General features: G+C 56.6%; 15 protein-coding genes. 2 read left to right on the top strand and 13 right to left on the bottom strand.

The features are described from left to right. Positions 1-8: 8 nt before the first annotated feature. From rpoB to E8K88_RS08850, 7 genes are all read right to left on the bottom strand, one after another. A complete protein-coding gene (rpoB, locus tag E8K88_RS08880; protein ID WP_136406296.1) occupies positions 9-4,127 on the bottom strand; it encodes a DNA-directed RNA polymerase subunit beta in 4,119 nt (1,372 codons plus the stop codon). Between the two features lie 306 nt (positions 4,128-4,433). Then, a complete protein-coding gene (gene rplL, locus E8K88_RS08875; RefSeq protein WP_136406295.1) occupies positions 4,434-4,805 on the bottom strand; it encodes a 50S ribosomal protein L7/L12 in 372 nt (123 codons plus the stop codon). Between the two features lie 84 nt (positions 4,806-4,889). Continuing rightward, the gene (rplJ, locus tag E8K88_RS08870) at positions 4,890-5,414 is read right to left on the bottom strand and encodes a 50S ribosomal protein L10 (protein WP_136406294.1); all 525 of its coding nucleotides are present in this window, start codon (positions 5,412-5,414) and stop codon (positions 4,890-4,892) included. A 264-nt stretch (positions 5,415-5,678) separates the two neighbouring features. Next, positions 5,679-6,377 carry a 50S ribosomal protein L1 gene (rplA, locus tag E8K88_RS08865; RefSeq protein ID WP_136406293.1) on the bottom strand — a complete coding sequence of 233 codons (699 nt, stop codon included), beginning with the start codon at positions 6,375-6,377 and terminating at the stop codon, positions 5,679-5,681. Position 6,378: 1 nt separating this feature from the next. Continuing rightward, positions 6,379-6,810, bottom strand: a complete 432-nt coding sequence (gene rplK, locus E8K88_RS08860) for a 50S ribosomal protein L11 (protein ID WP_136406319.1) — start codon at positions 6,808-6,810, stop codon at positions 6,379-6,381. Positions 6,811-7,217: 407 nt separating this feature from the next. Then, a complete protein-coding gene (locus E8K88_RS08855) occupies positions 7,218-8,726 on the bottom strand; it encodes a class I adenylate-forming enzyme family protein (protein ID WP_136406292.1) in 1,509 nt (502 codons plus the stop codon). A 125-nt stretch (positions 8,727-8,851) separates the two neighbouring features. After that, complete coding sequence (locus E8K88_RS08850; RefSeq protein WP_136406291.1) at positions 8,852-10,495, bottom strand: acyl-CoA dehydrogenase family protein; 1,644 nt, start codon at positions 10,493-10,495, stop codon at positions 8,852-8,854. Between the two features lie 542 nt (positions 10,496-11,037). Here E8K88_RS08850 and E8K88_RS08845 point away from each other — a divergent pair. After that, complete coding sequence (locus E8K88_RS08845) at positions 11,038-12,303, top strand: ABC transporter substrate-binding protein (RefSeq protein WP_136406290.1); 1,266 nt, start codon at positions 11,038-11,040, stop codon at positions 12,301-12,303. Between the two features lie 150 nt (positions 12,304-12,453). Here the strand turns inward: E8K88_RS08845 and E8K88_RS08840 are convergent, their stop codons facing one another. The 4 genes from E8K88_RS08840 to yjgA are packed head-to-tail and all read right to left on the bottom strand — an operon-like array spanning position 12,454 to position 14,744. Then, a complete protein-coding gene (locus E8K88_RS08840; protein ID WP_136406289.1) occupies positions 12,454-12,912 on the bottom strand; it encodes a hypothetical protein in 459 nt (152 codons plus the stop codon). Positions 12,913-12,945: 33 nt separating this feature from the next. Next, on the bottom strand, positions 12,946-13,584 hold the full coding sequence (locus E8K88_RS08835; protein WP_136406288.1) for a TetR/AcrR family transcriptional regulator: 639 nt from the start codon (positions 13,582-13,584) through the stop codon (positions 12,946-12,948). 15 nt (positions 13,585-13,599) lie between these two features. Further along, positions 13,600-14,070 (bottom strand): HD domain-containing protein, encoded by a 471-nt coding sequence (locus tag E8K88_RS08830; protein ID WP_240754423.1) that lies wholly within the window; start codon positions 14,068-14,070, stop codon positions 13,600-13,602. A 5-nt stretch (positions 14,071-14,075) separates the two neighbouring features. After that, positions 14,076-14,744 carry a ribosome biogenesis factor YjgA gene (yjgA, locus tag E8K88_RS08825; protein WP_136406287.1) on the bottom strand — a complete coding sequence of 223 codons (669 nt, stop codon included), beginning with the start codon at positions 14,742-14,744 and terminating at the stop codon, positions 14,076-14,078. Between the two features lie 80 nt (positions 14,745-14,824). Here yjgA and pmbA point away from each other — a divergent pair, with 80 nt between their 5' ends. After that, the gene (gene pmbA / locus E8K88_RS08820) at positions 14,825-16,255 is read left to right on the top strand and encodes a metalloprotease PmbA (protein ID WP_136406286.1); all 1,431 of its coding nucleotides are present in this window, start codon (positions 14,825-14,827) and stop codon (positions 16,253-16,255) included. Between the two features lie 157 nt (positions 16,256-16,412). Here pmbA and E8K88_RS08815 read toward each other — a convergent pair whose 3' ends face one another. Next, complete coding sequence (locus E8K88_RS08815) at positions 16,413-16,769, bottom strand: cupin domain-containing protein (RefSeq protein ID WP_240754422.1); 357 nt, start codon at positions 16,767-16,769, stop codon at positions 16,413-16,415. 28 nt (positions 16,770-16,797) lie between these two features. Beyond that, positions 16,798-18,081 (bottom strand): NAD(P)/FAD-dependent oxidoreductase, encoded by a 1,284-nt coding sequence (locus E8K88_RS08810; protein WP_240754421.1) that lies wholly within the window; start codon positions 18,079-18,081, stop codon positions 16,798-16,800. Positions 18,082-18,144 lie beyond the last annotated feature (63 nt).

The following is an 18,144-nucleotide window of genomic DNA, read 5'->3' as shown; positions in this document are numbered from 1 at the left end:
TGTCCCTATTAGTTGCGCTCGAGCTCGATATCGAGGCCCAGAGAACGGATTTCCTTGACCAACACGTTGAACGACTCCGGCATACCGGCCTCGATCGCGTGCTCGCCCTTCACAATGGACTCGTACACTTTGGTACGGCCAACCACGTCATCGGACTTGACTGTCAGCATTTCCTGCAGCACGTAAGACGCGCCGTAAGCTTCCAGTGCCCACACCTCCATCTCACCGAAACGCTGACCACCAAACTGGGCTTTACCACCCAGCGGTTGCTGCGTGACCAGCGAGTAAGGACCGGTCGAGCGAGCGTGCATCTTGTCGTCCACCAAGTGGTGCAGTTTCAAGAAGTGCATGTAGCCAATCGTTGTTGGACGCTCAAAACGCTCACCAGTGCGGCCGTCGTACAAGTACGCTTGGGTGCGCGACTCGGTCAAGCCTTTGGCTTTGGCGATGTCATCCGGGAAGGCCAATTGCAGCATATTCTGGATGTCCGCTTCATCGGCACCGTCAAACACCGGCGTTGCGAACGGTACGCCACGCTTGAGGTTTTTCGCCATATCGATGATTTCATCATCGCTGAACGAGTCCAGATCTTCCTTATGTCCTGCCTGGTTGTACACCTTGGCCAAGAACTCACGGATTTCCTTGACTTGCTTGTCTTTCTCAATTTCAAGCAAAGCGGCAATGCGCTCGCCCAAACCTTTGGCAGCCCAGCCCAAATGCACTTCCAGCACCTGACCCACGTTCATACGCGATGGCACACCCAGCGGGTTCAAGACGATGTCGGCGGTTGTGCCGTCAGCCAGGTAAGGCATATCTTCGATCGGCGTGATCTTGGAGACCACACCCTTGTTACCGTGGCGACCAGCCATCTTGTCACCAGGCTGCAAGCGGCGCTTGACTGCCAGGTAAACCTTGACCATCTTCAACACGCCTGGTGGCAACTCGTCGCCTTGGGTCAGCTTACGGCGTTTTTCTTCAAACGACAAGTCAAAGCTGTGGCGGGTGGCTTCGATCGAGTTTTTGATCGACTCCAGCTGCGCAGCAACGGTCTCGTCAGCAGGACGAATGTCGAACCAGTGGTATTTCTCCACGGACTCCATGTACGCTGCTTCCAACTTGCTGCCACGGGCCAGTTTTTGCGGGCCACCATTGGCAACTTGGCCAATCAACAGCTTGCGCACACGGTCAAACGCATCGGCTTCCACAATGCGCAGCTGGTCATTCAGGTCCAGGCGGTAGCGCTTGAGCTCGTCTTCAATGATTTGCTGAGCACGCTTGTCACGGTCAATGCCTTCGCGGGTGAAAACTTGCACGTCAATCACGGTGCCAGTAGAGCCCTGGTCAACACGCAGCGAAGTGTCTTTCACGTCAGAGGCTTTTTCACCGAAGATGGCGCGCAGCAGTTTTTCTTCTGGCGTCAGCGTGGTTTCGCCTTTTGGCGTGACCTTGCCCACCAGCACGTCACCGGGTTGCACTTCTGCACCCACGTAGATGATGCCGGAGTCATCCAAACGGTTGAGCTGCTGCTCAGACAGGTTCGGAATATCGCGTGTGATCTCTTCAGAGCCCAGCTTGGTATCACGGGCCATCACCACCAGCTCTTCAATGTGGATGCTGGTGTAACGGTCTTCTGACACGACACGCTCAGAGAGCATCACCGAGTCTTCGAAGTTGTAGCCGTTCCATGGCATGAACGCGATCAGCATGTTCTGACCCAGCGCCAATTCACCCAGGTCGGTCGAGCCGCCGTCAGCGATCACATCGCCTTTGGCCAGCACATCGCCTTTGGAGACGATCGGACGCTGGTGGATATTGGTGTTCTGGTTGGAACGCTGGTACTTGATCAGGTTGTAGATGTCCACACCCACTTCACCGGCAATCGCTTCGGCGTCATTGGCGCGAATCACAACACGGGTCGCATCCACATAGTCCACCACACCGCCACGTTTGGCAGTGACCACGGTGCCGGAGTCAACCGCTGCCACACGCTCAATGCCAGTACCGACGAACGGTTTTTCTGGACGCAGCACTGGCACAGCTTGACGGGACATGTTGGCGCCCATCAACGCACGGTTCGCATCATCGTGCTCAAGGAATGGCACAAGCGACGCCGCTACAGAGACGATCTGCGCTGGCGACACGTCCATGTATTGCACACGGTTTGGGTTCACCAGAATCGAGTCGCCTTTTTCACGGGCAGACACCAGGTCCCCCACCAAACGGCCTTCGTTATCCAGCTCAGCGTTGGCCTGCGCGATCACGTAATCGCCTTCTTTGATCGCCGACAGGTAGTCGATGTCCAAAGTCACTTTGCCATCGACCACGCGGCGGTAAGGCGTCTCAATGAAGCCGTACTCGTTCAGGCGCGCATACAAAGCCAGGGAGTTGATCAAACCAATGTTTGGACCTTCAGGCGTTTCAATTGGGCAAACGCGACCGTAGTGGGTCACGTGCACGTCACGCACTTCAAAGCCAGCACGCTCACGTGTCAAACCACCTGGGCCAAGGGCCGATACACGGCGCTTGTGGGTGATCTCAGACAGCGGGTTGGTCTGGTCCATGAACTGCGACAACTGCGACGCGCCAAAGAACTCTTTCAGAGCAGCAGAAATCGGCTTGGAGTTGATCAAGTCGTGTGGCATCAAAGGCTCTTGCTCGGCAGTGCCCAGACGCTCTTTCACGGCTTTCTCAATACGAGCCAAACCAGTGCGGTATTGGTTTTCAGCCAATTCGCCCACGCCACGCACGCGGCGGTTACCCAAGTGGTCAATATCGTCCACATCGCCAATGCCGTTGCGCAGATCCACCAGGATCTTGACCACGGAGAGGATGTCTTCGTTGGAGAGCACCATCTCGCCTTTGGCGTCTGGGTTGCCCACTTTGGCGTTGAACTTCATGCGGCCCACGCGCGACAAATCGTAGGTGTCCGGGTTGAAGAACAAACGGAAGAACAAGGCCTGCACCGCTTCTTCAGTTGGTGGCTCACCAGGGCGCATCATGCGGTAGATGGCTACGCGAGCGGCAAACTCATCGGCAGTCTCGTCAGTACGCAGTGTCTGAGAGATGTACGCGCCTTTGTTCAACTCATTGGTGTAAATGCATGGCAGCGCTTTGACACCAGCGGTACGCAGCTTTTTGAGCAAGGCTTCGGTGACTTCTTCGTTGACCTTGGCAATGATCTCGCCAGTATCTGGATCAACGATGTTCTTGGCCACCACGCGGCCAATCAGGAAGTCTTCAGGCACCGAAATTTCTTTCAGACCAGCTTGCTCCAACTCGCGGATATGGCGGGCTGTAACGCGTTTTTCTTTGGCCACAATCACGTTGCCTTTGGCATCGGTGATGTCAAAACGCGAGATTTCGCCCTTCAGACGGTCCGCTACCAGCTCCATGCGAGCGCCGCTGTCCATCAAGGTGAAATTGTCGTTGTCAAAGAAGTTGGCCAGAATCGCTTCTGGTGTCAGGCCAATGGCTTTGAGCAAAATCGTCACTGGCATCTTGCGGCGACGGTCAACGCGGAAGTACAGCAGGTCTTTCGGGTCGAATTCAAAATCGAGCCATGAACCGCGGTAAGGAATCACACGTGCCGAGAACAGCAGCTTGCCCGAGCTGTGGGTCTTGCCCTTGTCGTGCTCAAAGAACACGCCAGGCGAGCGGTGCAGCTGAGACACGATCACGCGCTCAGTGCCGTTGATGATGAATGAGCCTTTGTCAGTCATCAAGGGCACTTCGCCCATGTAGACTTCTTGCTCTTTGACTTCCTTGACGACCTTGTTTTGGGCCGTGGAAGAGTCACGATCATAGATAATCAGCTGCAAGCGTGCACGCACGGCAGAAGCGAAAGTCAAACCACGTGTTTGGCACTCCCGCACATCGAATGCAGGTTTAGCCAAGTTGTATTCAACAAACTTCATTTCCACAAAGCCGTTGTGCGAGACAATCGGGAATGCGGAGTTAAACGCTGCCTGCAGGCCCTCATCAAGGCGCTTTTTAGGGGCAACTTCTGCTTGCAAGAATGCGGTGTATGCATCTTTTTGCATCTGCAGCAGATAGGGAATAGTCAAAACGCTATCGCGGCGGCTAAAGCTCTTGCGGATGCGTTTGCGTTCGGTAAAGGAATAAGCCATGAGATCTCCGGTCTGAAGGTTTCAGGGGGATTCTTCGACGGTACACTTTCAGACGCAGCCTGGCTGTCGATGTTCTCGATCAGTCAGAGCGTGGCGTCTCAAGTCTTGGCGGTTGGCCACTACCAACCATGGCTGACGGCGGTGCGTTGCACACCACCCGACCAAGGTGCTTTGCCGTGTCGTGAATTCAGAAAGCACACAAAAACACTACCGCAGCATTGTTTTTGTCTACGCTCTAAAGCCATCAAACCACAAAAGCCAGGTGCTTTTTTGAGCACCTGGCTTACTCGCTTATAGCAGAAGTGATTACTTCAATTCTGCTTTAGCGCCAGCTTCTTCCAGCTTCTTCAAAGCAGCTTCAGCGTCAGCCTTAGGCAGAGCTTCTTTCACTGTTTTTGGAGCGCCGTCAACCAGCTCTTTGGCTTCTTTCAAGCCCAGGCCAGTGATTTCGCGAACTGCTTTAATCACGGAGACTTTGTTAGCGCCGGCTTCTTTCAGAACCACGTCAAAGTCTGTTTTCTCTTCAGCAGCAGCAGCAGTAGCGCCGCCAGCAGCAGGAGCGGCCATAGCGGCAGCGCTCACGCCAAACTTCTCTTCGATTGCTTTAACCAAGTCGTTCAGTTCCAGAACAGTCATGCTATCCAGAGCTGTCAGGAATGCGTCTTTATCGAATGCCATTTTGAATATCCTCTAGCAAAAATTTCAGTTTTATCGTTTGTCAATGCGCCTGGTGGGCCACTCGGCCTTGGCGGCATCAACGAATTAAGCCGGCTGCGCTTCTTCGGCTGGGGCTTCTGCACCAGCGCCACGTTGCTCTGCCAATGCAGCCAATACACGCGCTGTGCGCGAGATAGGCGATTGCATCAGACCCAACAACTGAGCCAACAGCACTTCTTTAGATGGGATGCTTGCCAATTGTTTGACAGCGTCTACATCCAGAGCTTTGCCTTCGTAAGCGCCACCACGGATCACCAGCTTGTCATTGGTTTTAGCAAACTCAGCAACCACTTTGGCCGCTGCAATTGCGTCTTCCGAAAAGCTATAGATCAGTGGACCAGTCAACTGCTCAGACACCACTTCAAATGCGGTCCCAGCCACGGCACGACGTACCAGGGTGTTTTTCAACACGCTCAGGGTAACGTTTTGCTCGCGGGCCTTGACGCGCAGTCGTGTCAAATCAGCCACCGTGATACCACGGTATTCCGCCACCACCATTGTCTGGGATTTAGCGGCAAGGTCGGTCACTTCTGCAATGACCGCCTCTTTTTCACTGCGATTCAGACTCAAGGTCCTCTCCTTTCAATGCAACAAAGTTGTGTTGACACACCACTCGCTGCGCCCAGTTAAGCGACCAACTGCCAGAGAATATCGAAACCAATATTTTCCAATCAGTGGGCACCATCTACGCTGGCCCAAACAATATGACTTAAGCAGGAAACTCCTGCACCAGCGGTCTCGGATGACCTGCAGGCATCACCTCTACAGCAACACCTACAGCCCACCTGAACCAGGCGAAGACAAATGCCATCGCCTGGAATTTTTTACCAAACCTTAAGCAGCAGTAATGCTTTGTGCTTCAACACGGACACCAACGCCCATTGTGGAAGACACAGCCACTTTGCGCAGGTACACGCCTTTAGCGCCAGCTGGTTTGGCTTTGTTCAAAGCCTCGATCAAAGCTTGCAAGTTTTGTTGCAGCTTCTCGTTATCAAACGAGCGACGGCCAATCGTGCCATGGATGATACCGGCTTTGTCAACGCGGAACTGAACCTGACCAGCTTTGGCGTTTTTCACAGCCGTTGCCACATCAGGAGTCACCGTGCCGACTTTCGGGTTAGGCATCAGGCCACGTGGGCCCAGGATTTGACCCAAGGCACCCACAACGCGCATTGCATCAGGAGCAGCAATGACCACGTCGTATGGAATGTTGCCGGTTTTGAATTCAGCAGCCAGATCATCCATGCCCACTACGTCAGCACCAGCGGCTTTGGCTTCTTCAGCCTTAGCGCCTTGGGCAAACACAGCCACGCGTGCAGTTTTACCTGTACCGTTAGGCAAAACCACAGCACCACGCACCACTTGGTCAGATTTCTTGGCATCAACGCCCAACTGCACAGCCACGTCGATGGATTCATCAAACTTGGCAGTAGCAGCTTCTTTCACCAAAGCAATAGCATCAGTCCAAGCGTACAGCTTGTTGCTATCGATTTTGCCTACTTGGGCTTTTTGTTTTTTAGTCAACTTGGCCATCTCACACGCCCTCCACAGTCACGCCCATCGAACGGGCAGAGCCGGCGATGATACGAACAGCAGCATCCAGATCGGCTGCATTGAGATCTTCCATTTTGGTCTTGGCGATCTCTTCCAACTGAGCGCGGGTGATCTTGCCGACCTTTTGCTTGTTTGGATTGGCAGAGCCCTTGTCCAGCTTGATCGCTTTTTTGATCAAAACTGTTGCTGGAGGAGTTTTGATAACGAACGTGAAGCTCTTATCAGCGTAAGCCGTAATCACCACTGGCAACGGCAGACCTGGCTCCATGCCTTGTGTCTGCGCGTTAAACGCTTTGGTGAACTCCATGATGTTCAGGCCGCGCTGACCCAGCGCTGGACCGATTGGAGGCGAAGGATTAGCCTTGCCTGCCGGAACTTGCAGCTTGATAAAGCCGACAATTTTCTTTGCCATGTAAAACTCCAATTCGGGTGCAAACGCACTGCGCTCAAAGCAAACACTTGCCTTAAAACTGTGCTCCCCGCCTGATTGAAAAATCGCCAAAAAAGGGCGAACCGCCAATTTTACAGGCTGATTAGTTTTTGTGCAAGGACTTTCTAAGAACGTGTTTATGATCTTTTTGCAGTCGCGCAAAGCACAAAAAAGAGGCAACGCAGTAATGCGCTTTTTTGTGCCTTGCCCTTTGGGTTGGAGCCCAAAGGCACGCTGCTTTGCTAAAAATCCTCGCCGGCCAGCTAGCCCGACTGCGGTTTTTGCCGCGCATTGCATCCTTTTGGGCTTCAACGCGGTCTGCGAAGAGATCGTAAACACATTCTAAAAATTGGACCGATTGGCTCCGCCAGTGGCATCACAGGTGCAACTCAACCGGCCCGCAGCACATGTTTCAACAACTTGCCAGTGGCCGTGCGCGGCAATTGCTGGCTCCACTGCACCTCACGGGGAATTTTGTAGCGCGCCAATTGCGGCGCTAAAAATGCCTTGAGTGTCTCTTCATCCAAGGCGTGCTGTGGCTTGAGCACAATCACCGCCACGACCGTCTCGCCCCATTCGGGATGGGGCTTGCCGATCACCGCCACATCTTGCACCGATGGATGGCTGCCAATCACATCCTCTACTTCTTTGGAGTACACATTCTCACCACCGGTGACAATCATGTCCTTGGCGCGGTCGACAATGAATAAATAGCCCTGCTCATCGATGCGGGCCAAATCGCCGCTGGCGTACCAGCCGTTCGCATCCAAGGCTTTGGCCGTCGCCTCTGCATCGTTGAGGTAGCCCAGCATGATGCCTGGCGAGCGCAGATAGATCTCGCCCACCTGACCAGGCTGGCAGCGGCTGCCATCGCTGTGGCGCAACTCCATCACCACGCCCGGCGTGCCAATGCGGCCAATTGAGCCGGCTTTGGCTTCGGCATCTTCCGGGTACAGTACCGAGCCCAGCGGGCCAGTCTCGGTCATGCCATAAACCTGGATAAAGCGGTCATTGCGGTAGCTGTGCGCCAGTTTGCGCACCATCTCCGCGCCCAGCGGGCCACCGCCATACGCCCATAAGCGAATCGCGCTGAAGTCATAGCCGCTCAGATCCCCCACCACGGCCAGTGGTGCCAAATACGCAATCGGCGCACCAAAGGTGAAGGTGATGCGCTCATTCGAGAGCGTTTGCACGAAAGCCTGCGGCGTGTATTCGCGCAAGAACACCAAGCTGCCCCCCATCAGCAATGTGCCCAGCGCCCAATTGTTGAGCGGCGACGAATGCCAGATCGGCATCGCCACCAAGGTCTTGTCGGTGCGCGACAAACTGGTGCTGGCCGCTGCACTCATCGCCGTTTGCAGCACCGCACTGTGGCTGAGCAAACAGCCCTTGGGTTTACCGGTTGTGCCCGAGGTGTAGAGAATTTCTGCCACCGATTGGCCCGCTAACACCACCTCACCTGGCATGGCCTGTGAAGCTGCGCATTCGGCATCGAAATCGGCCATGCCTGCAGCAGTCGAATCGGTGCTCAGCCACTCACAGGGCGCGCTGCAATGGGCGGCAATGCCCGCTAAGGCGCCATCGACCACACACAGCTTGACGCCCGCATGCGCCAAGATGTATTGCACCTCAGGCCCTTGCAGCTTGTGGTTGATCGGCACCACAGTGGCCCCCAACCGCCACGCGCCAAACAAAGCCAGCATGAAGCCAGCCGTGTTCAAGCACAGCAAACCCACACGGTCGCCTGCGCCAATGCCATGGGCCTGCAAAACCGTGGCAGCACGCCGCCCGCCTTCGGACAGCTCGCAGTAACTCCAATCACGCGCTGCCGTGCGCAAGGCCAGTTTGTCAGGCTGGCAGCGTGCATGTTGCGCCAGCAAAGCCACAAAATCGGTCATGTCTTGTCTCCATCCTTATTGTCTTTAAACCTGTCTATTGCCCGGCAACGGGCAACGGCCCGCCTAGAACATATTCAAAGCAGGCCTGCCAAATCCGCATCACCGCACTGCGGGCTTTGCCGCTCTCAAGCGGCCCACACCTCTTGCAGCAACTGCGCGGCATCGGTGCAGCCCGACTGGGCCCCGACCACCACGCCCCAACCTGCAGCAAAGCGGCTGTGGATAAAGGCCTGAGCCGCCTGCGCACTGGCGTGCTGCAGCATCAGCACAGCTTGCACACACAAAGCCAGTTGCTGGGTGATGCGGCGTGCCTGCACTTCCAGCTCGGCGGGAGCACGGGCAAACGCCGCACGCAGTTGCTGCAGCTGCGCTTGCAGGACCGGCTCGCCCGCTGCGTGCTCGTCCAGATAATCGAGCAGCACAAACAAATCATCGGGGTTGCGCGAGACCGCACGCAGAACATCCAAGCACATCACATTGCCAGAGCCTTCCCAGATCGAGTTGACCGGTGCCTCACGGAACAAACGCCCCATAGGCCCAGTCTCGACATAGCCGTTGCCGCCAAACACCTCCATGGCTTCAGCGGTGATCGCCACAGCGCGCTTGCAGTTCCAAAACTTGGCCACCGGCGTCAGCATGCGCCGCCACGCCACATCCAGCGTGTTCTGGGAGTCAAAGCGGGCGGCCAAGTCCAGCGCCAGCAAAGTCGCCGCTTGCGATTCCAGCGCCATATCAGCCAGCAGTTCTGCCATCAGCGGCTGCTGCACCAGAGGCTTGCCAAAGGCCACGCGGTGGCGGGCGTAATGCAAGGCCTCGGCAAACGCACGGCGTATAAAGCCTGCACTGGACAGCGCATTGTCCAGGCGCGTGAAAGTCGCCATCTCAATGATGGTAGGGATACCTCGCCCTTCTTCTCCCAGCAACACGCCCCAGGCCTTGTCAAACTCCACCTCGCTGCTGGAATTGGAGCGATTGCCCACTTTGTCTTTCAAGCGCTGGATATGGATTGCGTTCTTGCTGCCATCCGGACGCCAGCGTGGCACATAAAAGCACGACGCGCCGCGCTCAGCCGTTTTGGCCAGCACCAAATGCGCATCGCACATCGGCGCCGAAAAAAACCACTTGTGACCGGTGATTTCAAATTCCTCGCCCCAAGGCCCATGCCCAACCGGCACCGCGGCCGTCGTATTGGTGCGCACATCGCTGCCGCCTTGCTTTTCAGTCATGCCCATGCCCAAGGTCATCGAGTGCTTGTGGGCGACAGGAATATCGCGCGGATCATGGCGGGTATCCAGCAGTTTCGGCCACAAAGCCTCCAACAAGGCCTGGTTGCGCTGCAGCACAGGGATCGAGGCTTTGGTCATCGTGCTGGGGCAGGTCGAACCCGCTTCAATCTGCGCATGCATGTACAAGGTCGCGCCATAAGCGGCCCACACGCCCGGCTTGCCCTCATGGACAAACGGCAAATTGGTCATGCCATTGTGTCTGGCGATGCGCATGGCCTCATGCCAGGCGGGATGAAACTTCACATAATCGATGCGTTCACCAGCCGGCGAGTGGGTGTGCAATTCAGGCTTGTACTGGTCGGCATCTTCGGCCATGCGCAAGCTGGCCTCTGAGCCATATTCAGCGCCTTGGCGCAGCAATTCGGCCTCCTGCCAGCCAGCGCCCGCTCGCAGCACGGCACCGCGCAGCACCGGATCGCTGCTAAAGAGGTTGTAGTCGACCAGTTCTGGTACTTGGTTATCGGCGGTGGTTTGGGCTGTCATTGTGTCTCGTTGGCCTTGGAAGAAAGATCAGAAACCTATGCAGGACCCAGGCATTGCTTGCTGCCCATGGCTATTGCCAGACAGAAAGTTGGGCCATGCACCACACAAAAATTCTAGGCGCAAGGCGGTGCAGGGGTGTTCAGCTTTGCAGGCCGCCTCCGCATGCACGCGCGGCTGCGGCGCACAGCGCTCAGCGCTGCCTCGCCAAAAAAACGTAAGGTACTGATTTAGCTAAATATTTAATGCCTTCCCAGACATCCTGCGTGGATCAAGTGACTGCCTAAAGTTGGTGAACCTACCTGCAACCACCACGCACAGCCTGGCAAACCCTGCCGTGCAGCGAGCACAAAGCGCTTTGGCGGGCTCAGTTTGTTCAGGTTTCAACCCCCAGCCAACCGCCACAAAGTGCGACCACACATAAGCAGGGTGTGCTACGCCCGGCCGAGTCAAGCCATGCGCCAGCCAAACCTGAACACCTGACCTGAACACGCTCTCTACACTGTGCTGCGCTTTTCACAACATTCAAACCACTGGAGACAACCATGCCCTTTGCCACCGGCTTTCGCCACAAAGCCATTCAAGCCGCTTGCGCCGCCTTGCTGTGTTGGACCTTGCCTCTTGCCCCCAGCTACGCCACGGAAACCGTGCGCATTGCCACGATGGACATGAGCTCTGGGGGCTTGGCCGGCTTTGGCATTAGCGCCTACAAACATCTGCAATTTCTCACCGAGAAAGCCAACCAAGAACAGTGGGCGGGCGATGTGCGCTTTGAGCTCGTGCCGTTTGATACCAAGATGTCACCGCAAGAGGCGCTGTCACTGCTGGGCCAGGTGCAGTCCAGCCAGATTCGCTACGTCATCCAAGGCGCCAGCTCCAGCTCGGTCGGGTTGGCCTTGCAAGAGGCGATTGAGCGCTACAACCGGCGCAATCCAGGCAAGGAAATCGTCTACCTGAACTACGCCGCTGCCGCACCTGCGATGACCAATGACAAATGCAGCTACTGGCACTTTCGCACCGACGCCCATGTCGATATGAAGATCAAGGCGATGATGCAGCACCTGGCCAATGACAGCAGCGTCAAGCGCGTCTACCTGTTCAACCCCAATTACGCCTATGGCCAGGAATCGGCCCGCGCGGCACGCCAGTTTCTCAGTGCGTTGCGCCCGGATATCGAGATTGTCGGTGATGACTACCATGCCACTGGCCAGGTCAAAGACTTTGCACCCTACATCAGCAAAATCATGCAGTCCAACGCCGATGCGCTGGTCACCGTGTCGTTTGGCAACGACCTGGCACTGATGGTCAAAGCCGCCAACGACTTGGGCATGAACAAAACCCGCATCATGAGCTTATCAGGCAACAGCCCAGGCATGGCCCGCTCGTTTGGCAGCCAGGCCGAAGGCAAGGTGCTGCTGGCAGGTGTCTCGAATATGAACAGCAACCAGTATGGCGCGACTGACCTGGCCAGCGCCTACCAAACCCGCATGCAAGAAGACTTCTTCTTTGGCGCAGCGGAAGCAGCGGTACGCCTGCTCAGCGCGGGTATGAAAAAGGCCAATAGCACCGACCCGGCCGCAGTCGCTGCCAGCATGTCTGGCCTGACCATCGACACGATTGCAGGCCCCGTGACCATGCGCGCGCAAGACCACCAGTTGCAAATGCCGATCTACATCGACAGCTGGAGCAAACAAGACGGCACCAACGTCGTGGTGGACCAAGAAGGCAGTGGCTATGGCTGGCAGAACCTGGCTGTGATTGCGCCAGAACAAGCCAGCTTGCCCAGTACTTGCCAGATGAAGCGACCATAAAATAAACGGGCGCAGTCCCGCATATCGCATCCAACAGGGATGGCACTTGGTAGTGTGTGCGGCGCTACCAAGTGCCAATCACGCAATACAGACCTCTCATCAACTCTGGCAGCACACCTGAACGAAAAGCATGGCCAAAAATCCATGCGATCACGGCTTCTTCACAAGCCTGACCTCCAAATAACTTGAGAATCGAAATCCTTTCCAAATCTCTGCCAGATCAGACACCAAGGGAAGCCGAAACTTCTTTTCACCCCACACCTTTAAAGCATACGTTCTTCCAAAGTATTTAAACAAAATACTCTCTTGGCTGCCAAAACCAGCAAACTCAAAGTCACTACCAGCGTCAATCCAAGTCAAATTGACAGAGTCCTTCAGTTTGAGTTGAGCATCAAATAGATCTATCCACAACGTACCTTCAAAACAATTGTCATCTACAGAAAACACCACATAGCATCCTCTGATTTCGACACACATTTCCAAAATAGCACCAGAGACGAATCCGTTTGCCTTCACACCATTCACATAGACTTCCGATTTAGCTGAACTGGCATCATCCAAACGATCCACAACGCGCAATACGCATTGGCCGTTATCGAGTTTTTTCATAGATTCGGCTGTGCTTAGAACGTGTTTACGATCTTAGCCTGCGGTGTTGGGAGGCGCAGCCATCGCACAGGCCACCGCACTGCCAACAGCCTGCTCCAACTGCTGCTGCCAGGGCGCCCGCTCTGGCAGCATATCGAGCACGAGCAAAGCGTCGCGCACGGCCGAGCACAGCAGTGAAAAAGCCAAAAAGGCCACGGGGAAAGGATCACGCCCTGGCGGCCAGTCACTGGCGGTCTGGAAATTGCCTGCGACCGCTTGCACAAACTGCGTGTACATCTGCCGGTACAGCTGCGGCTCGGTGATGCTGCGCTCTAAGCTCACCAAAGCCTGCCAGGCGCGGGCCTGAGGCAGGACTTCATCCAGATAGTGCTGCACCAAAGCTTGGCAGCGCAGCTGCACTGTGGCGTGTGGCTCTTTGCCACTGCGCTCAATGGCTCGCAACAAATGGCGCAACCAGCGGCGAATGGTGACCGCAGCAATCGACTCTTTATTGGGAAAGTACAGGTACAAGGTGCCCAGACCCACGCCGGCAATACTGGCAATGTCGCGGATCGAGACCTGGGCATAACCACGCTCTAGCAAGCCAATGACAAACGCATCCTGGATCGCAATCGAGGTCATCCAGGCTCTGGACTGCGAGGGCTTGCGGCGGGTTTTATGGACGCTGGTCATGCACGCGCCCTACTCTCAAATGCCAGTCACAGCGGCGTCTTCATTATCGAGATACGCCAAGGCCTGCTGGTATTCTTTCATGCGCAGTGCATCTTGCGCGCTGGGATGGGGGATGCGGCTCCAATCCATATTGTCCTCAATGTCGGCGCGCTTGACAGCACGTGCAATCGGGTTGGCCGCCGCGCGCTTCGTGGCCGACAGGCGTGACTCCTCTTCAGGACGCGTCAGCACTTGCACGGCTTCAACCACCACTGCTGGAATGCCCTGGGCGAGCAAATCCTCGGCCGTCAGGCGCGTGTGCTCCAAGGTATCGTGCAACACTGCGGCCATGCGCTGCTCAGCCGTAGCCGGCTTGGCCAGCTTGGCCATGACCCGCAACGGGTGCAGGATGTAGGGCGAGCCATCCTCATCGCATTGCCCCACATGGGCATGCAAGGCCAATGCAATCGCGTGCTCTAACACATCATGGGGTTCAGGCAGCATCATGCGTGTCAATCCAGTCCATCAAAGGCATCGCGGTGTTGTTGCTGGTCCTCGGTTTGCTGGGCTTTTTCGCGACGCGCACGCTGAATCCACTGGAACAGCTCGCGGTACACCTTGCCTTTGCGCTGCGCCAGACCTTGCGAGACCTCGGCATTGCTGGCCTCGGGCGTGTCTTTGCGGGCTTGGCGAATCAGGTTGCGCAACTGCTGGACATCGTCTGATGGGTGCTCTTGCAACCACTCTGTCAATGCATCGTCATCGGCCAACAGGCGGTCACGCCATTGCTCGGCCTGGTGCAGGGCGAGCTTTTCTTCGGCGCTGCCGTTGCGCTGGATATCGAGCGCGGCGCGAATCGCTGCCAGCTCTTGCTCATCGAGGCGCCGCATCAGTTTGCCAATGTATTGCATTTGCCGGCGGCGGCCTTCAAAGTTGGTGATGCGTTTGGCCTCGGCCAATGCTTCGACCAAGGTGGCGTTCAACTCCAGTTTGGCAAAGAGATCGCCGCGCAAGCCCAGCAAGGCCTCGCCCAGGTCTTGCCGCTCATCGCTGTCGCGCTTTTTGTCAGCCCGGCTGACCTGGCGCCCTTTGAGCTCGATTTTCAATTGCTGGTCTTCTTCGCTGCCGGCCGTGACAAAACGGCCGTTGACAAAGTACCCTTTGGTGGTTTTTCTAGGCATAGTGATCGTGTGACTGGTCGCAAAGTTAGCTGGCATAGGGCCGGTAGGGGTGCAACCATCCAAGTATCATACCGGTCATCATGAAACCAGTCGTTCAAAATCCCCCGCGTAGCAGCGCAAAAACTGCCAGCAAGGCCAAGAGCGCAGCTCCTGCGCCGTTCAATGCATTTTCATTCAGCCAAGAGCAGTTTCAGGCCTTGGCCCATCTGACGCTGGCGCATGCCAAGAAGCTGGGCGCCAGCAATGCGGCCGCTGAAGTCTCAGAAGGCAGCGGTCTGTCAGTCAGTGTGCGCAAGGCTGAGCTGGAGACGGTGGAGCGCAACCGCGATAAATCATTGGGCGTGACGGTCTTTGTGGGCCAGCGCCGCGGCAATGCCAGCACCTCGGACTTCTCCGAGCAAGCGATCGCCCAAACCGTACAAGCGGCCTATGATATTGCCCGCTACACGGCCGAAGACCCACACGCGGGCCTGGCTGACGAGCAGGACATTGCGCCAGTTGGCACACACCTGGATCTGGACCTTTACCACCCGTGGGCCATTAACAGCGAAGAGGCTGCCGCACTGGCCTTGCGCGCCGAAGCCGCCGCGCTGTCTACCAGCCGCAAAATCAGCAACAGCGAAGGCGCCAGCGTCTCGGCCCAGCATAGCCATTTTTACGCCGCCTACACGAATGGTTTTGAGGGCGGCTATGCCAGCTCACGCCACAGCCTGTCAGTCGCCCCGATTGCCGGCAAAGGCGCCCATATGCAGCGCGATTATTGGTATAGCTCGATGCGCGATGCGCAACGCCTGGCCTCGCCTGAAATCGTTGGCCGTTATGCGGCCGAGCGCGCACTCTCGCGCTTGGGCAGCCGCCGCATCAGCACGCGCCAATGCCCGGTCTTGTTCGAGTCGACGCTGGCCGCAGGTCTGATGGGCGCGTTCACGCATGCGATCAATGGCGGCGCGCTGTACCGCCAAAGCAGTTTTCTGATGGACTGCCTGGGCCAACAGGTCTTTCCAGAGCACATTGAAATCGAAGAAAACCCGTTTATTCTGGGCGGCAAAGGCAGCTCGCCCTTCGACTCCGAAGGCGTGCGCGTAGCACCGCGCAAACTGGTGCGCGATGGCCGAGTCCAAGGCTATTTGCTGTCGAGTTACACCGCCCGCAAACTGGGCATGCGCACCACCGGCAACGCTGGCGGCTCGCACAACCTGACGCTCAGCTCCAAACTCACACAAAGCGGTGATGACCTGCCAGCCATGCTGAAAAAGCTCGGCACCGGCTTGTTCGTCATTGAGCTGATGGGCCAGGGAGTCAATGGCGTAACCGGTGACTACTCGCGCGGTGCCAGCGGCTTTTGGGTCGAGAATGGCGAGATCGCCTATCCGGTCGAAGAGATCACGATTGCCGGTAACCTCAAAGACATGTTCATGGGCATCGAAGCCGCAGGTGCTGACACCTACAATTACGGTGCGAAAACGACAGGCTCTTTATTGATCAATCGAATGATGGTCGCTGGAGGCTAAGCGCCTGTTGATCATCTCCTCGCAGTCGCGCTGCCCGCGCTGAAGCTGTTGCTCCTGCGCGCTCAACGGTGTGTGGGCAATGCCTGGCGTGCGACTGCCTCAGTGGCCATCAATGGCCTGCCCTCAGGCACGCATTGCCGAGGCCGGTTGGCCAAGGTCACGGTGCCACTACGCTCACAAAATAGCATTTTTTGACAAAATCATCGACCTCCCAATGCCCTTTATAGCCTTCGGGCATGACAAAGCTGTCGCCTGCCTTGAGCACATGAACCGTGCCATCAGGATCAACCACTCGGCAGTGGCCTTCGATGATGTGGCAAAACTCAATATACCCCGTAGTATCTGAGCGAAATACACCCGCAGTAGCTTGCCAAACGCCTGCACTGGCACGCCCGGCCTCGGCCGTGAACCACTCGGTTGTTTGCGTCTCGGTATCGCCCGCGATCGGCCGTGCAGGCTTGCCTATCACTGCGGCTGGGCGCTCCATGGTCTGCCAATTGTGCAGCTTCTTCATTGCTTGATCCATCTCGTATTTCTCCTCGCTATTGTGGTGATTGCCCGCGCTGAAACCGCTGCAAACTGAATGCCTTGGGGTCGATATCGGGTCTGTGCCCCTGCACCATCTGCGCCAGCAACTCACCCGCAGCAGGCCCAATACCAAACCCATGGCCACTGAAACCGGTGCCAATGAAAAAACCTGGAATTGCAGCGACCTCCGAGATCACCGGTAACGCATCCGGGGTCACATCCATCATCCCCCCCCACGCTTGGGCGATCTCGGCCTTGGCAAATACAGGGAAAGCATGCTGGAGCTTGCGTAAAGCCTCTTGCACGGATGTGAGGTTCGGCCCTGGATCCAGGGTGCGCACGCGCTCGAACGGCGTGGCGGTGTCCAGCGCAAACCGGCTCGGAGTGAACAGCTCTGTGAAAAAGCGGCGTCCAAAACGAATTTTGAGGTATTGCTTTTGTGCCATCCACGCAGGGAAAAACCAGCGCAACAAACGGATGCTATCGGGGGTGACATCGGCAACAGAGGCCGCGAGTTTGGAGACCGTGTAGCCACCATCCGAGCGTGGCCTGCAGGTGAAGTCTTTGCCATTGATGGGCAGCTGCAATTGCGTCGTCAAAGGCGTGGTGCGCAAAGCCGAGCCGTGTACCTTGAGCTGCGGTAAAAAGACCCCGTGGTTGCGGCACATCATGCGGCTCCAAGCGCCGCCGGCCAGCACCACTTTAGAGCAAGCGACCTCGCCGTGCTCGGTCACCACTCCGGTCAATTGGCCTTGCTGCAGGCGCAAACCTCGCACTGCGCAGTGCTCAAAAATCTCGCCCCCCAACTCGCGCACTAATTGGGCAATACCAGCAGTTGCCATATGCGGCTCAGCAACCCCATCTTGGGCTGAGTAGGCAGCGCTGGTCCATGGGCGAGTAGATGGCTCTCGCAAGACCTGCTCAATGTCTGTGCCCTCCAACAAACGCGCTGGCGTGGCATAGGCCTGCACGGTGTCGAGCCATTGCTGCAAATCCTCTTTGTCTTGGGCGCTTTCCCCCAAATACGCCAAGCCCAACTGCCGGTAACCAACATCCACTTGCTGCTGGATATCCCGCCACAGTTGATTGGCTCTGAGCGATAAAGGAATCTCTGCAGGATCTCGCCCAATACAGCGAATCCAGCCCCAGTTACGCGATGATTGCTCACCGGCGAGCACGCCTTTCTCAAACACTGCAACATGTTTGCCCGCTTTGGCCAAAGCCCACGCAGTGCTGATGCCAATGATGCCACCACCAATAATGGCAACATCGACTTGTTTAGGTAGTTGGGAGTGCATACGGGTTGTCTCTTTGGACGACATGAAATAGCCATTCAGCGCCTGCGCTGACAGTGAGCGCAG

The organism is Lampropedia aestuarii (assembly GCF_004803635.1).
In the GTDB taxonomy this organism is placed as follows: Bacteria; Pseudomonadota; Gammaproteobacteria; order Burkholderiales; family Burkholderiaceae_C; genus Lampropedia; species Lampropedia aestuarii.
This window is presented reverse-complemented; position numbering and strand designations above follow the sequence as displayed.

What these genes read in the sequence shown, in the direction of transcription:
- rpoB (WP_136406296.1), bottom strand. Translation starts at nt 4,127, where the DNA reads ATGGCTTATTCCTTTACCGAACGCAAACGCATCCGCAAGAGCTTTAGC.
- rplL (WP_136406295.1), bottom strand. Translation starts at nt 4,805, where the DNA reads ATGGCATTCGATAAAGACGCATTCCTGACAGCTCTGGATAGCATGACT.
- rplA (WP_136406293.1), bottom strand. Translation starts at nt 6,377, where the DNA reads ATGGCCAAGTTGACTAAAAAACAAAAAGCCCAAGTAGGCAAAATCGAT.
- rplK (WP_136406319.1), bottom strand. Translation starts at nt 6,810, where the DNA reads ATGGCAAAGAAAATTGTCGGCTTTATCAAGCTGCAAGTTCCGGCAGGC.
- E8K88_RS08855 (WP_136406292.1), bottom strand. Translation starts at nt 8,726, where the DNA reads ATGACCGATTTTGTGGCTTTGCTGGCGCAACATGCACGCTGCCAGCCT.
- E8K88_RS08850 (WP_136406291.1), bottom strand. Translation starts at nt 10,495, where the DNA reads ATGACAGCCCAAACCACCGCCGATAACCAAGTACCAGAACTGGTCGAC.
- E8K88_RS08845 (WP_136406290.1), top strand. Translation starts at nt 11,038, where the DNA reads ATGCCCTTTGCCACCGGCTTTCGCCACAAAGCCATTCAAGCCGCTTGC.
- E8K88_RS08840 (WP_136406289.1), bottom strand. Translation starts at nt 12,912, where the DNA reads ATGAAAAAACTCGATAACGGCCAATGCGTATTGCGCGTTGTGGATCGT.
- E8K88_RS08835 (WP_136406288.1), bottom strand. Translation starts at nt 13,584, where the DNA reads ATGACCAGCGTCCATAAAACCCGCCGCAAGCCCTCGCAGTCCAGAGCC.
- E8K88_RS08830 (WP_240754423.1), bottom strand. Translation starts at nt 14,070, where the DNA reads ATGATGCTGCCTGAACCCCATGATGTGTTAGAGCACGCGATTGCATTG.
- yjgA (WP_136406287.1), bottom strand. Translation starts at nt 14,744, where the DNA reads ATGCCTAGAAAAACCACCAAAGGGTACTTTGTCAACGGCCGTTTTGTC.
- pmbA (WP_136406286.1), top strand. Translation starts at nt 14,825, where the DNA reads ATGAAACCAGTCGTTCAAAATCCCCCGCGTAGCAGCGCAAAAACTGCC.
- E8K88_RS08815 (WP_240754422.1), bottom strand. Translation starts at nt 16,769, where the DNA reads ATGAAGAAGCTGCACAATTGGCAGACCATGGAGCGCCCAGCCGCAGTG.
- E8K88_RS08810 (WP_240754421.1), bottom strand. Translation starts at nt 18,081, where the DNA reads ATGCACTCCCAACTACCTAAACAAGTCGATGTTGCCATTATTGGTGGT.